The 13,745-nt window shown below is 62.2% G+C and carries 15 protein-coding genes; 6 read left to right on the top strand and 9 right to left on the bottom strand.

What is annotated here, in order from left to right:
• Position 1 precedes the first annotated feature (1 nt).
• The 5 genes from trbL to EGO55_RS03745 are packed head-to-tail and all read left to right on the top strand — an operon-like array spanning position 2 to position 4,456.
• Positions 2-1,312, top strand: coding sequence for a P-type conjugative transfer protein TrbL (gene trbL, locus EGO55_RS03725; RefSeq protein ID WP_021691195.1), 1,311 nt, complete (start codon positions 2-4; stop codon positions 1,310-1,312).
• Between the two features lie 3 nt (positions 1,313-1,315).
• Positions 1,316-1,999: a conjugal transfer protein TrbF gene (gene trbF, locus EGO55_RS03730; protein ID WP_021691196.1), complete on the top strand. Its 684-nt coding sequence runs from the start codon at positions 1,316-1,318 to the stop codon at positions 1,997-1,999.
• Entirely contained in the window at positions 1,996-3,012 is a 1,017-nt protein-coding gene (trbG, locus tag EGO55_RS03735; protein WP_021691197.1) for a P-type conjugative transfer protein TrbG, read from the top strand. The genes trbF and trbG overlap by 4 nt, the downstream gene beginning before the upstream one ends.
• Complete coding sequence (locus EGO55_RS03740; RefSeq protein ID WP_021691198.1) at positions 3,009-4,235, top strand: TraB/TrbI/VirB10 family type IV secretion system protein; 1,227 nt, start codon at positions 3,009-3,011, stop codon at positions 4,233-4,235. Before trbG ends, EGO55_RS03740 begins: the two co-directional genes overlap by 4 nt.
• A complete protein-coding gene (locus EGO55_RS03745; RefSeq protein WP_021691199.1) occupies positions 4,232-4,456 on the top strand; it encodes a DUF2274 domain-containing protein in 225 nt (74 codons plus the stop codon). The genes EGO55_RS03740 and EGO55_RS03745 overlap by 4 nt, the downstream gene beginning before the upstream one ends.
• Before the next feature lie 14 nt (positions 4,457-4,470).
• Here the strand turns inward: EGO55_RS03745 and EGO55_RS03750 are convergent, their stop codons facing one another.
• From EGO55_RS03750 to EGO55_RS03790, 9 genes are all read right to left on the bottom strand, one after another.
• Entirely contained in the window at positions 4,471-4,779 is a 309-nt protein-coding gene (locus EGO55_RS03750) for an EexN family lipoprotein (RefSeq protein ID WP_021691200.1), read from the bottom strand.
• A gap of 30 nt (positions 4,780-4,809) precedes the next feature.
• Positions 4,810-5,733, bottom strand: coding sequence for a LysR family transcriptional regulator (locus tag EGO55_RS03755; protein WP_021691201.1), 924 nt, complete (start codon positions 5,731-5,733; stop codon positions 4,810-4,812).
• Position 5,734: 1 nt separating this feature from the next.
• Positions 5,735-6,076 (bottom strand): DMT family transporter, encoded by a 342-nt coding sequence (locus EGO55_RS03760; RefSeq protein WP_021691202.1) that lies wholly within the window; start codon positions 6,074-6,076, stop codon positions 5,735-5,737.
• Between the two features lie 70 nt (positions 6,077-6,146).
• A complete protein-coding gene (locus tag EGO55_RS03765) occupies positions 6,147-7,547 on the bottom strand; it encodes an efflux transporter outer membrane subunit (protein ID WP_021691203.1) in 1,401 nt (466 codons plus the stop codon).
• The gene (locus EGO55_RS03770) at positions 7,544-8,050 is read right to left on the bottom strand and encodes an efflux RND transporter permease subunit (RefSeq protein ID WP_244925487.1); all 507 of its coding nucleotides are present in this window, start codon (positions 8,048-8,050) and stop codon (positions 7,544-7,546) included. The genes EGO55_RS03765 and EGO55_RS03770 overlap by 4 nt, the downstream gene beginning before the upstream one ends.
• Positions 8,051-8,058: 8 nt before the next feature.
• Positions 8,059-8,385, bottom strand: a complete 327-nt coding sequence (locus tag EGO55_RS03775) for an efflux RND transporter permease subunit (protein WP_124916684.1) — start codon at positions 8,383-8,385, stop codon at positions 8,059-8,061.
• A gap of 11 nt (positions 8,386-8,396) precedes the next feature.
• Complete coding sequence (locus EGO55_RS03780; RefSeq protein WP_124916685.1) at positions 8,397-10,610, bottom strand: efflux RND transporter permease subunit; 2,214 nt, start codon at positions 10,608-10,610, stop codon at positions 8,397-8,399.
• A gap of 14 nt (positions 10,611-10,624) precedes the next feature.
• Complete coding sequence (locus EGO55_RS03785; RefSeq protein WP_082660293.1) at positions 10,625-11,743, bottom strand: efflux RND transporter periplasmic adaptor subunit; 1,119 nt, start codon at positions 11,741-11,743, stop codon at positions 10,625-10,627.
• Between the two features lie 17 nt (positions 11,744-11,760).
• Positions 11,761-12,384, bottom strand: a complete 624-nt coding sequence (locus EGO55_RS03790) for a TetR/AcrR family transcriptional regulator (protein WP_021691207.1) — start codon at positions 12,382-12,384, stop codon at positions 11,761-11,763.
• Between the two features lie 49 nt (positions 12,385-12,433).
• Between EGO55_RS03790 and EGO55_RS03795 the strand changes: the two genes are divergently transcribed.
• On the top strand, positions 12,434-13,741 hold the full coding sequence (locus EGO55_RS03795) for an NAD(P)/FAD-dependent oxidoreductase (protein ID WP_040716730.1): 1,308 nt from the start codon (positions 12,434-12,436) through the stop codon (positions 13,739-13,741).
• Positions 13,742-13,745: the final 4 nt, after the last annotated feature.

Below are 13,745 nucleotides of genomic sequence, written 5' to 3' on the forward strand. Positions count from 1 at the left end.
CATGGGCGGCACCGGCGTCGTCGATCGCTTTCTGGATGTCTTCACCCGCTACATCGACAGTGGGTTCGGCCTGCTCGGCGGCGAAGTGGCGTTCATCGCCACCACCCTGATCGTCATCGACGTGACCCTGGCCGCCCTGTTCTGGACGTGGGGAGAGGGCGACGACATCATTGCGCGCCTTGTCAAGAAGACGCTGTTCGTCGGCGTCTTCGCCTACATCATCGGCAACTGGAACAGCCTGGCACGCATCGTCTTCGAGAGTTTCGCCGGGCTCGGCCTCAAAGCGTCGGGCACCGGCTTTACGGCGGCCGAACTGCTCCAGCCGGGCCGCGTCGCGCAGGTTGGCTTGGAAGCGGGCCAGCCTATTCTCGAATCCATCTCCGACCTTATGGGCTGGGTCGCGTTCTTCGAGAACTTCATCCAGATCGCGGTGCTGCTGATCGCCTGGCTGCTGGTCATCCTCGCCTTCTTCATTCTGGCGATCCAGCTTTTCGTGACGCTGATCGAGTTCAAGCTGGCGACGCTCGCCGGATTCGTGCTCATCCCGTTCGGCCTGTTTGGCAAGACCGCGTTCATGGCCGAGCGCGTGCTGGGGCTGGTGATCTCGTCAGGCATTAAGGTGCTGGTGCTCGCCGTCATCGTCGGCATCGGTTCGACCCTGTTCGACGAGTTCCGCGCCGGCTTCGGCGGCGCGCAGCCCAGCATCGAGGACGCGCTGGCCGTCGCGCTCGCCTCGCTGTGCCTTCTCGGCCTTGGCATCTTCGGCCCGTCGATCGCCAATGGCATTGTCTCCGGCGGCCCGGCGCTTGGCGCAGGGGCCGCAGCGGGGACCGTGCTCGCGGCCGGCGGTGCGCTGGCCGGTGGCGCCGCTGCGGCCCGGCTCGGCGTCGGCGCTGCGGTGGGCGCGGCCGGTGGCGCCGCGCGAGGCGCCGCCTTCACGTCCGGGGCCGCAAACAGCGCCTATGCGCTTGGTTCGGCTGGCAAGTCCGGCGCGGCCGCAGTCGCTGGCGGCGCAGGCGGCGTCGGACAAGCCGCCGTCGGCGCAGCCATGTCGCCGCTGCGCAAGGCGGCAGCCTCGCTCAAGGATAGCTACCGTTCCGGCGGACGTGCCGCCGTCACCGCGACCGGCGGGACCATTTCGGGCGGCAGCTCCACGCCGTCGCCGGACGCACCGGCCGGCGCGCCCGCCTGGGCGTCCGCGATGAAGAACCGCCAGACCATGACCCACGGCGCGACCATCGCTGCCCACACGCTGCGCTCCGGCGATGGCGGCGGCAGCGGCGCGTCCGTCGACACCAGCCAGAAGGATTGACCCATGTTCAAGCGACCGAGCATCCGCTACGGCCAGACGCCCGCGCCGACCACCCCTTATCAGCGCGCGGCGCAGGCATGGGACGACCGCATGGGCTCGGCGCGCGTGCAGGCGAAGAACTGGCGGCTCGCCTTCTTCGGGACGCTGTCCCTCTCAGGCGTTCTGGCCGGCGGTCTGGTCTGGCAATCGACGCGCGGCCATATCGTCCCCTGGGTCGTGCAGGTCGATCGGCTCGGCGAGGCCCAAGCGGTCGCGCCGGCCGAGGCCGGCTACCGTCCCACCGACCCGCAGGTCGCGTTCCATCTCGCCCGCTTCATCGAGCAGGTCCGCGCGATACCGGCCGATCCGGTCATCGTCCGTCAGAACTGGCTTCGAGCATACGATTTCACCACCGATCGCGGCGCGCTCGCGCTCAACGATTACGCGAGGGCCAACGACCCGTTCGCCAATGTCGGTCGGGGGCAGGTCGCGGTGGAAGTGTCGAGCGTCATCCGCGCCTCACCCGACAGCTTCCGCGTCGCCTGGATCGAGCGCCATTATCAGGACGGCAGCCTTGCCGCCACCGAACGCTGGTCGGCGATCCTCACCATCGTCGTGCAGCCGCCGCGCACCCCCGACGCCCTGCGCAAGAATCCGCTCGGCGTCTTCGTCAACGCCCTCAATTGGTCGAAGGAGCTGTCGCAATGACCGGCATACTCATCCGCCGCGTGGCCACGGCCGCGCTCTTCGTCTCCGCATCCGCGCTCGCCGGCTGCGCCACCACGTCGGCCAGGCCGCCCGTGATCGCGTTGGACGATCCGCCCCCGGCGATCGCCGCGACGCCCGCGGCCGAGCCGCCCCGCGCGGTCGAGATCGTCACGATCCCCGAGCCGTTGCCGCTCCCCGGTCAATTGAAGCCGGTGACGGAGCGCGCGCGACCGCCGGAGCCCGCCGATCCGCGCCGCCGTGTCGGCGACGCCAACGATGCCGCGCGCGTCCAGCCGGTGCGCGACGGCTTCCTCAACGCCATCCAGCAATACCCGTGGACCGAAGGCGCGCTCTATCAGGTCTATACCGCGCCCGGTCAGGTGACAGACATCGCCTTGCAGCAAGGCGAGCAGCTTGTCGGGCCGGGGCCGGTCGCGGCGGGCGACACGGTGCGGTGGATCATCGGCGATACGGTGAGCGGCAGCGGAGCAGCTGCCCGCGTGCATATCTTGGTAAAGCCCACCCGACCCGACCTCGCCACCAACCTCATTATCAATACGGATCGGCGCACCTACCATCTGGAGCTGCGCGCCACCCCCGTGACCTACATGGCGTCAGTGTCCTGGACCTATCCGCACGACCAGCTCATCGCCTTGCAAGGCCGCAACGCGGCTGCTGCTGCGGCTGCACCGGTAGCGACCGGCGTGGACGTGGCGGCGCTCAACTTCCGCTATCGCATCGACGGCGATAGAGCGCCGTGGCGTCCGGCCCGCGCGTTCGACGACGGAAGGCAGGTCTTCATCGAGTTTCCCGCCGGGATCTCGCAGGGCGAGATGCCACCGCTTTTCGTGACCGGCGTGGCCGGCGACGCCGAGCTGGTCAATTACCGCGTGCAAAGCCGCTACATGGTGGTCGATCGCCTGTTCGCTGCCGCCGAGCTGCGCCTGGGCGACCGGCGCACCGAGCAGCGTGTCCGCATCGTGCGGGACGATGGACGGAGGGGGCGGCCGTGACCGACAGCCACGATCCGTCCGTCGAGGATCGGCCCGCCGCACAGTCGGCCCGCCCTGATCCGGCGGCGTTCCAGCTTCGCGGCGATCCGCCCCGCGTCATGCGGCTTTCCCGTAAAGCGCTCGCCGTCGTCGGCGTCGCCGCCGGCCTCGGCATAGGTGGTTCGCTGATCTATGCGCTACGACCGCCGAGCGATCGGGCCGCGCAGGAACTCTACAACACCGATAGCCGCGCCACGGCCGAGACTATCACGTCGGGGCCCCGCGACTATGCCCAAGCGCCCCGGCTCGGCCCGCCGCTGCCCGGCGACCTCGGCCGACCGATCGTATCGGCACAGCAGCGCGGCGAGGATGTCACCGTGCCGCCGGTCGGCGCGCAGCCAGGTCCGCCCGATCCGCGCGCTCAGGCGGCGGAGGCGGCTCGGCAGCGTGCCGCTCAGGAGCGCGACGCGGCCCGCACCAGCTCGGTCTTCCTCGGCGGCAGCGGAAGCGCCGCATCACCGGACACCCCGGTTACGCCGGTTCTCGCAGCGCCGACTCCAGCGCCTGCGGCGACGGGCGATGCGTCGGCGCAAAGCGATCAAGCGGGAAGGCGCACCTTCATGGCGCAGGCGCCGAACCAGCGCACGGTCAGTGTCGAGAGGCTGACCACGCCGTCATCACCCAACATCGTGCAGGCCGGCAGCTTGATACCGGCTGCCCTCATCACCGGCATCCGCTCCGACCTTCCCGGCCAGATCACCGCGCAGGTAACGGCCAACGTCTATGACAGCCCTACGGGGCGCATCCTCCTCATCCCGCAGGGCGCGCGGCTGATTGGCGAGTATGACAGTGAGGTCGCCGCGGGTCAGACACGCGTGCTGCTGGCCTGGGACCGGCTCATCCTGCCGGACGGACGTTCGATCGTTCTCGAGCGCCAGCCCGGCACCGATGGCGCAGGGTTTGCGGGCCTACAGGACCGCGTCAACCAGCATTGGGGCAATCTCCTGAAGGCGGCGGCCGTTTCGACGCTTTTGGGGGTCGGTGCTGAGCTGGGCGCAGACAGCGAGGACGACCTGACCCGCGCACTGCGACGCGGCTCGCAGGACACCATCAACCAGACCGGCCAGCAGATCGTGCGTCGGCAGCTCAATGTGCCGCCCACGCTCACCATCCGGCCGGGGCATCCGCTGCGCGTGGTGCTGACCCGCGACTTGGTGCTCGAACCCATCGGAGTAACGCGATGACGAAGTTGAAGCTCGGGCCGCTGGCCGACGATCGCCCCGTCAAGCTCACGGTGGAGTTGCCTGCCGCTGTTCACCGCGATCTCACGGCCTACGCCGCCGCGCTTGCGGCCGAGACCGGCGGGGATGCTATCGTTCCTGAGAAGCTCGTCTCGCCAATGCTGGCGAAGTTCATGGCGAGCGACCGAGGATTCTCGCGGCGACGGGATACCTCGAAGAGCTGACCGCCTCGCTGCCATCAGTTACCCAGGAAGCGTCGGCGGCGATCCTGAGCATCCACCTTGATGATCGCTTCTTCGGCCGTGGCGCATTCGCCGCCACGGACCGAGCCGTCACGACATCCGGCCACCAACTGTCGAGCCTCGTCGATATGAGCGACGAAATACTGTGTGCCGCGTGCGTCGTCCGATGCCTTGGCCACCGCTGCCCCGGTGGCGGTAATCCTCGCTTGAGGGATCGGCGCAATCAGCGGTCGTAAGGCAAAGCCTCCCGCAAAACCGATGGCCAAGTTGACTAACACGATAATGATTGTCTTGCTGTGAGACATAGTAGATATCTCCAGAAAATTCTGTGTAAATTACTGTATTTTTGTCGAGAAATCAAAGGTTAGCGCGTAGCGACTCTTGATGAATCCGAGGAAACGGTGAATAGTCGGATTGATATTGTCTTCGCACCAATAGGCGGAAAAGCCAGTTAGTGCCGGCCCTTGTTCCCCGTGTATTGGCCGATACACAACATCAGGGTACAGTGCGCCGGTCGAACCTTCGCAAACGATGCTCACGCCAGAGCTAACGCCTAGCATGCTCAACACAGTCTCTCGGCTCGACCGCAATACTCGAATATCGGGCTTACTGCCGGACAACGCCAGACGGCCAAGCAGCATATCGCGAATAGCTGGGCCAGGGTCGGTGATTGGTAATAGGAAGCGCTCTTCCCGAAGATCAGTCCAGTGCACGACATCTTGGTTCGCGAGTGGATGCGACTCGGGTAATGCAACGAGCATTCGCTCGCTCCACACCGGTTCGCAGCGAAATCCGTTCTGCCCCGCAACGCCCATCAAGATTGCGATGTCAATTTCTCCAGTATTCAGTCCGGCCAGAAGTAGACTTCTGTCGGATTCAACGCACTCCACATCAACATCCGGGTGAGTTTCGATCCAATTCAATATCGTTGCACGCAAATTGCCGGCAGAAACGGAACTGTTGTGTCCGATCATCAGGCCACCAGCACGGCCCTGACCTGCTGCACGCATCATTTTTACCAACTTATCGGCTGTGTCTACCATCGGCTTAGCGCTGCGGATGAAGGTGCTTCCAGCCAGCGTTGTTGTGACACCTGAACGCGAGCGCTCAAAAATAGACATGCCGATAGAGTGTTCCAGCTTCAGGATAGCCCGGCTCAGAGTCGATTGCTCGACATCTAGGGCACGTGCCGCACGATAGAAGGAACCGTGATCTGCTGCCGCGATAGCGTAGCGAAGTTGCCGGATATTGAACGGCAAATTAATGCCCGGACGAGGTTGAGAAGACCTGCATAACGACCACGCCTGAAACGATCAGGCCGATGCCAATGATCGCGGCCACATCCAAAGCCTGGCGGAGCACAACAACCCCCACGATGGCAGTGAGAACGATGCCGCATCCAGCCCAAATTGCATATGTTATGCCAAGAGGGATAACGCGGAGCGCTTGCGTCAAACAGTAAAATGACATCCCAAAGAATAATGCCATCAAAAGTGTCGGAATTGGCCGAGTAAACTGCTCAGATTTTGCCATGAAAGTCGAGCCGGTCACTTCGCATATAATAGCAGCCGTCAACGCAGCATAGGGAAAGAAAGGATGCATTTTTAGTTCCCTTATTAAATGACGTCGTTGAATGATGGTTCATTGCACCACGGGATTTTGATTATTGAACTTAAGGGCGGATGTCGCGCCAGCCTGCTCCCAACGCGAGCTGCGCGGCTATCCAGCCTTGCGTTTTCTGAACTCGCCGGGCCAAGGCGGTCGACTTTGCATCCAGTGCTTCGACTTGCGCGCCCAACCGTGCACGAGCAGAAATCTGACCCGCATTTTCCCGAACTGTCGCCAATTCAGCGCTTTGCTCGGCAGAGCGCGCGGCAATTTCTGCCTCATTGGCGGCCCACCGACTTGAGTTCCAAGCCTCCAAGGCGCTATCGGACTCTTCGAGTGCGGCCAGAACCACGGCCTGCCACTGTGCAAGCGCGGCTTCCGATCTAGCATCAGCAGATTTCACCCGGCGTAGTAGCCGGGGCATATCAAACAAACCCCAGATCAGGCTCGGCCCAACCGCAAATCCTACGGCGCCATCATCGCCGAGCCGGTCAGGCCGAGCTGAAAGCGCGATATTTCCGGCTAGCGAAATACGTGGATAGAGATCTGTGACCGCAATACGCGCTTGTGCCACAGTGCCAGCAAGCCGCTGCTCGGCTGCGCCGACATCGGGTCGTCGGCGCAGCATGGCTGCCGGATCGCCGGCATCAAGCACGCTGGGAGCGATGGGTAGACTGCCTGGCGCCAGATTGGGGTCAGGCACGCGCCCGCCAAGGATCGACAGACGTCGTGCGCTATTGCGGCGTGAAGCGACAAGGTCAGGTAACTGACCTCGCGCCAGGGCAAGCGCACTAGTTGCCGCCTCGCGATCTATGCGTGAAGCGGCACCGAGCGCTTCCGCTTTATCGACACTCAGTGAAATTGCCTCCAGCGCGGCGATGCGCTTCTGCACCAGCAGCTCTTGCTCGGCAGCGTAGCGATTCTCCACATAAGCGCGGACAACCGACGCCGCTACCGCAGCCTCTGTCTGCCGGCGCAGCCATAGAGCTTCACCTTCCTGAGCGCGTGCTGCTGCGAGGTTCGCGGAGATGCGTCCAAACAGATCGACTTCCCACCCGAGCGTGACTCCGACATTTGCCAGATTCTGGTCCGGATAGCGATCAGGCGCCCCCGGAAATGGGGGCTGGGCTAATCCCGCAACGCGCCTGCTGGAGACGCCAGCTTCAACCGATCCACCTGGCAGAGCGCTGGCCTTCGCTTCGCCAACCAGTGCCTGAGCCGCTTTGAGGTTTGCGGCAGCGGCGGCGAGATCGGCATTGCGCGCCAACGCATCGCTGACCAATGTATCGAGCACCGGGTCATTAAATGCCCGCCACCAGTCCAGAACGACCGGCTGGGCACTCTGTCCTTCTGCAATCACCGTCCAGGTCGGCATCACCGGGGGAACTGGTGTTCGCTCAGAGAGACTGACACAACCGCTTAGCGCGAGCGCAGCCGAAGCGAGTAAGACAACTTGCGATCTCATGACAAAGCCTCCTGAGGCGGGGCAGAACGGGTTCGCAAAGCCGGCAGGCGGTGGAACAACAGCGAATAGAGCGCCGGGATCAGGACCAAAGTGATAAGCGTGCCGAGCGCCAGGCCTCCGATCATCGCGGCTGCCATCGGTCGCCAAAGATCGCCGCCGAAGGCGAACAGCGGCAGAAGACCGACAATGCAGGTAAGCTTGGTCATGATGATCGGGCGCAAACGGACCTCCGCTGCACGGACGATGGCATCGACATGACCGGCACCGTTGGCCCGCTCCTCGACTACTCGTTCGAGCAGTAGAACCGCATTGTTGACGATGATTCCAGCCAGCGCCAGCAGACCGAGCGTGGCGGTGTAGTTCATCTCCTGACGGGCGAGGAACAGACCCAAGGTCGCCCCAATGATGACGAATGGGATCGAGGCCATGACGATCATCGTCTTCCTGACGCTACCAAACTGCCACAGGAACAGTCCGGCCATGCCGAAGAGTGCTATCGGCAAATACTGGATCAGGCCGCCATTGGCTTCGGCAGATTCTTCGATCTCACCCCCGGGATCACCGAATGCCCGGCTGGCAGGTCGAGGCTGGCGACCGCGTCGGCGACCTTGCTGGTCAGTGCCTGGGCCGTCAGAGTGGGGTGGCGCGCACTAACCATAATCGTGGGGTATTGATTGCGGCGATTTAAAACGCTGTCCTGATCGGCCAGGCGCACTGTCGCGATATCGCCAAGCGTAACGCCCGGCTTGACCAGCGTCGCCGAGATTGCGTCGGGCGAAAGGCGCAGCGTCGCATCGGCGCGCAATACGACCGGGGTCGTGAGTTCGCCACGGGTCAATGTGGTGACCGTTACCCCGAGTAAGCCGCTTGCAGGGCACGCGCCGTGTCGGCCGGCGTGACGCTGGCGGCTTCCGCGCGTGCGCGATCGATATCTACGACAAGGCGCGGGATCACCGTTTCAGCATCATCTCGGACGTCGAGCGTCCCCGGCACTGTACGCAGTGCCGATTTGAGCTTCTCGGCAGCCTTGCTCAATGTGTCGCGATCGGGCCCTGTAAGAATGAACACCGCCTTGCCGGCTTCCGACATCCCCAGGGAAAAGCGCTTGGGCTCGATACGCGCCTGCGGAAAACGGGTGGTGAGATCGTCGCGCAGTTCGCGCACGACAGCATCGCTATCAGCGCCCTTGGCAAGATTGACGACGGCGTAGGCGCGGTTGCCAGCCGGCAGAGGCGGGTTGAGGCCAAGAATGAACCGCGGTCCACCGTCGCCGACATAAACCACGTTGCTGACGACTTCCGGATGCGCCTTCCGATCGCTTATCCTTGCCGAGATTTCCTGAGCCACCCTCAGGCTTTCCCGAGTGGCGCCTCCGGGGGCGATCTCAATCGGAATCTGTACCTGGGCACGGTCAGACGGACCCAGCAGCCCTTGAGGCAGGAGGCCATTGAGGACGGTCGCCCCTGCGAGGAGCGCAACCATTGCGACAGCTACAGTTGCTGGACGGCCGACAATGATTAGTACTTTGCGCCCGTACCAGCGCCTGAGCCGCCCGATCCAGTCGTCCTTCTCATGCTCCTCGTGAGGGGCTTTGATGTACATCTTGCAGAGTAGTGCCACGACCGTCAGGGCGAGAAACAACGACAGGAGTAATGTGACGCCGAGAACAATAGCGAGGCTGCGCATGTATTCGGCAGTTTCACTCGACCCGGCCACCAGCGGGGTAAAGGCCAGGATGATAGCCAGAGACGAAACCAGCAGCGGCGCGGCCATAGTCTTGCCCGCATGGATAGCAGCGGATTCGGCGGCTTCGCCATCTCCAATACGTCGCTGATAATCCTCGACTACCACGATGGCATTGTCGACGAAGATACCAAGCGCGATGATGATGGCGGCGATTGAGATCTGGTGCAGTTCGATCCCAAGCACGCTCATCACCAGAAGAGTGCCGAGGACCGTTAGCGGCACAATCACACTGGTGACCAATCCAGCACGCCAACCGAGAAACACGACGACGACACCCATGACGATGACGACCGTCTCCGCGAAAATCTTGCCGACCTTCTGCAGATTGTGGCCCACGACCTCCGCCTGATCGGTGATCGGGGAAAGGGTCATCCCGATCGGGAGGTCTGCTTGTGCGGAGGCGACTCCCGCGCGGAGCGCGTCAGCGAAATCGACGACGTTCAGGCCCGTGCGCATCGAGACGCCGAGTACGATCGCCGGTTTGCCGTCGAAAACGGCAGCAGCCGTCGGAGGGTCCTGGGGGCGTTGTTCGATCTTGGCGATCGTGGAAAGCGGGACGGAACCTCCGCCTGGAAGGGCGACGGGTACAGCCCCGACCGCAGAGGCTGTCTTGAGCTGACCGGAGGCATCAAGCATCAGAGTGCGTCCGGACACATCGAGCTCGCCGGCCGACACCACCATGTTCCGATCACCGATCGCCTTGGCGACGGCTTCCAGGCTGATGCCAGCCGCAGCGAGGCGCGCTGGCAATATTTCAATGTAAATTTGTTCTTCACGCACACCGTGAAGCGAGACCTGCTCAACGCCGGTCACGCCTTGCAACCGCAATCGTGCCGCGCGCGCAGCTTCCTGTAGCTGACCCTGGCTGTAACTTTCGCCAGTAAGCGCAAGGGTCATAACTGATACCCGGCCCCAGGAATCGTTGAGGACTGGGCCGATCGTGCCTGCCGGGAAGAGCGCTGCGGCCTCCTGGCTTCGAGCGCGCAAGGTCTGCCAGACCTGGTTTACGCGCTGAGGACTGACATTGCTGTGAAGCGCAATGGTCATGATCACCACGCCAGGGCGCAGAGTCGTTTCCATTTTTTTGACTTCGGCAACGGTTCGCACACGCTCTTCGAGCGGCTTGGCCACTAGGCTCTCCAGACGCTCAGGTGTTGCGCCCGGAAGATAGGCTTCAATTGTGGCAGCCCGAAACGGGACGGTCGGCTCCTCGGTGGCGGGGAATCCGATCAGGATCACCAAGCCTGCGATGAGCAAGGCGACGGCGCCGGTCAGAGTGAAGCGTGACCGCTTCATGGCGATTTCAGTGAGGGACATGATGCCTACCGCGTTCAAGGCGTGAAGGTGAGCGGGCGAACACGTTCGCCAGCCTTGATGAGTTCAGCGCCAGTGGCAATGACGCGCTGGCCAGGAGATAACCGTCCCCGCACCAGCGCGCCCGCAGAGGAGACGCTGATGATCTGAACCGGTTCTGCCGTCGTTCGACCGTCCTGACCGACAACGACAACCCGGCGGGCACCGGAGCGGTCAGCGATGACGGCCGACAAAGGCAGCATCAAATCGCCGTTGGTGGCTCCTCCGGCTGGCAAGCGAACTTCGACGGCCGCTCCGGGTGCTGCGGTGCCTGAAACGATGGTGAACCGCGCTGTCTGTGCATCCACACCGGCAGATCGCGGAGAAAGGCCGGACAATCGAGCTTGCCCGCCCGAACCACCGATATTGAAACGCACGATCGTTCCGATGCGTAGCTGTTCGGCCGTCGCGCTGGAGACCGAAGCAACGATCTCGCGTTCACCCGCACCTTCCAGCGAGAACACGGGGGCCCCAGCCGGAAGTATGGCGCCAAGCTCGCCTTGACGAGCCGTAATCACCCCGGCCACGGGCGCGCGTAATTGGGTTTTTGCCAAGGCACGGGCATTCAGCGCAGCTTGGTCGGAGGTAGCCCGCTGCTGTGCTTCCGCACGGCTGACGTTTGTCCTTGCGGCATCAAGATCCTGCCGCGCCGCCGCGCCAGCCTCAACAAGCCCTTCAAGACGTTTTGCCTCACGGCGGGCAGCATCCAGATCAACATTCGCGGCCTGCATCTGCGCTCGGGACTGGGACGCCTGAAGTCGGAATGGCTCCGCGTCGAATTCTGCAAGAATTTGACCCTGCGCGACCCTATCGCCGATGTTTGCTCTTAGCCGAACAAGCCGCCCAGGATTCTCGGGGGCAATATCATAAGACCCCAATGATCGGACGATGCCAGTGATCTGGGTGTCGCTTGAACTAGCTTGCTGCACCGTCGCCGTGAGAGCCGTCCTGAGCGGCGCAGGTTCTGGCTGGGATGATCCACACCCGGCGAGTTGCCCTGATGCCAGCACAACTGACCCTATCATCAGCCAGCGGCGAACTGATATAACTGAGGCCTTACTAATATATGGCACGCAATCTATGGCCGTGTTTGACATGTGTTAGTCCTTAGAAATCAGATTGGTACGGCGGCGCGGCGCATCATATCGACGCAAGCAGTCACTAACTGAGCGCGAGCGTAACCGGGTAAACAAATGCGCCCGAACAGCCCATCCATTATACAGTTAAATGCGATCGTTAGCTCATACGGATCGACTGAACTTGCGATCTGGCCTTTTGCTTGTGCCAAAGTGACGGCTCGAACCATCGCCGTGGTAAAACGCTGGTCGCAGGAGATCGCAATCTCAGCAATTTCCGGTTTGCGGCTCGCTTCAGCTATAATTTCTAGCCGAAGGCGCGACATGGCTTGCTGCCGTTCGTCCTGCATAGCCAAGAGGAGTATGCTTTCAGCACCATCAAAAAAGTTCTCACTGGCCATCAGAACTTCGATGAGGCCAACGCTTTCGGCGAGATCTAACTCGATCAGAGCTAGAATGAGATCGTCTTTGCTCGGAAAATACTGATAGAGGCCGGCAACACTTATCTCGGCTTCAGCACTGATCTCCGCGGCGGTCGTAAGGTGAAACCCTTTCCGCGCAAAGCATCGATGCGCAGCCTCCAGAATCTGTGAGCGACGCTTAGCACGTGCCTGAGGATCGGCCGGTCGGCCACGGCGTGCAGCGATATTCGATTTGGACATTCGATTTATGTGAGCTATCACTAACCTAATGTCAATCTGGAGATCGTTTATGAATGTCGACAGGCGGCGCAGAAGGATCGTTGTGGTGGGTGGTGGAGTAGCAGGGGTCGAAATTGCCACCTCGCTCGGACGCCGGTCGAAGAACGATCAGAGTATGCCGGCTGTCATATTGGTCGATCGTGATTCCGCCCATATCTGGAAGCCGATGCTTCACACGATCGCGGCAGGTACACGTGATATATCTCAACAGCAGACGCCTTATCTCGCACAAGCCCGAGATGCTGGCTTCGAATATCAGCCTGGCGAGATGTGCAGTCTCAATCGGGCCAATCGCACGATAGGCCTCGCTCCGCTCCATGCTCCAGATGGTCGGTTGCTCGTTCCTGCAAGGGAAATCGCCTACGACACTCTCGTCATATCGGTTGGAAGCGAGGCCAATGACTTCGGAACACCTGGTGTACAGGAATATTGCTTCAAAATTGATTCCCGCTTGCAGGCTGACGCATTCAACCGTGAAGTCCGTATTCGGATGCTGCAATCCGTCGCGCAGGAACAGGACTTATCCATCGCAATAGTAGGCGGTGGCGCGACCGGCGTCGAACTCGCGGCCGAACTAATGCAACTCACGCAGATCGCGGAGGCCTACGGCGCCCCAGCACTATCATCCCGGATCAGGATCACCCTGATCGAGAGTGGGCCACGCTTGTTGCCGGCCTTTCCAGACGACATCTCGCAGGCAACGGAGGAGAGGCTTGAGAGTATCGGCATCAGGGTGATGACTAACTCTAAGGTCAGTGCGGCAACGACGGAAGGCTTCGAGCTTGACGATGGCCCAACGGTCACCGCGTCTCTCAAAGTATGGGCTGCCGGCGTGAAAGCGCCCGCTTTTCTGACCAATCTCGATGGACTCGAGAGCACCCGAGGCAACCAACTTGTCGTGCTGCCGTCACTGCAGACGACACAGGACCCAAACATTTTTTCACTCGGAGATTGCTCAAGCCTTACCTTGTCCCAAGGGGAACGTCCCCTGCCGCCAACGGCGCAGGTCGCCCACCAGCAGGCGCAGCATTTGATTCGTCATCTTCCCGCCGTCATCTCGCGTGGAAAGCGGCCGCCTGATTTTAACTATCGGGATTTCGGTTCTCTCGTATCGCTTGCCGAATATGATGCTTTTGGCTCACTCGGAAAATACGGATTATTCAAGGGAACGACGATAAGAGGAAGACTGGCCCAGTTGAGCCATGCAATGCTGTACCGCAGCCATCAGGCACGGTTGTACGGTTTTTGGCGCGGAAGTCTTGTCTGGATGGTGGATCGTCTCAACATGCGGCTGCGCTCGGCGATCCGCCTCGATTGATCTT

It is taken from the genome of Caenibius tardaugens NBRC 16725 (assembly GCF_003860345.1).
Taxonomy (GTDB): Bacteria; Pseudomonadota; Alphaproteobacteria; order Sphingomonadales; family Sphingomonadaceae; genus Caenibius; species Caenibius tardaugens.

What these genes read in the sequence shown, in the direction of transcription:
- trbL (WP_021691195.1), top strand. Translation starts at nt 2, where the DNA reads ATGGGCGGCACCGGCGTCGTCGATCGCTTTCTGGATGTCTTCACCCGC.
- trbF (WP_021691196.1), top strand. Translation starts at nt 1,316, where the DNA reads ATGTTCAAGCGACCGAGCATCCGCTACGGCCAGACGCCCGCGCCGACC.
- trbG (WP_021691197.1), top strand. Translation starts at nt 1,996, where the DNA reads ATGACCGGCATACTCATCCGCCGCGTGGCCACGGCCGCGCTCTTCGTC.
- EGO55_RS03745 (WP_021691199.1), top strand. Translation starts at nt 4,232, where the DNA reads ATGACGAAGTTGAAGCTCGGGCCGCTGGCCGACGATCGCCCCGTCAAG.
- EGO55_RS03750 (WP_021691200.1), bottom strand. Translation starts at nt 4,779, where the DNA reads ATGTCTCACAGCAAGACAATCATTATCGTGTTAGTCAACTTGGCCATC.
- EGO55_RS03760 (WP_021691202.1), bottom strand. Translation starts at nt 6,076, where the DNA reads ATGCATCCTTTCTTTCCCTATGCTGCGTTGACGGCTGCTATTATATGC.
- EGO55_RS03765 (WP_021691203.1), bottom strand. Translation starts at nt 7,547, where the DNA reads ATGAGATCGCAAGTTGTCTTACTCGCTTCGGCTGCGCTCGCGCTAAGC.
- EGO55_RS03780 (WP_124916685.1), bottom strand. Translation starts at nt 10,610, where the DNA reads ATGTCCCTCACTGAAATCGCCATGAAGCGGTCACGCTTCACTCTGACC.
- EGO55_RS03785 (WP_082660293.1), bottom strand. Translation starts at nt 11,743, where the DNA reads ATGTCAAACACGGCCATAGATTGCGTGCCATATATTAGTAAGGCCTCA.
- EGO55_RS03790 (WP_021691207.1), bottom strand. Translation starts at nt 12,384, where the DNA reads ATGTCCAAATCGAATATCGCTGCACGCCGTGGCCGACCGGCCGATCCT.
- EGO55_RS03795 (WP_040716730.1), top strand. Translation starts at nt 12,434, where the DNA reads ATGAATGTCGACAGGCGGCGCAGAAGGATCGTTGTGGTGGGTGGTGGA.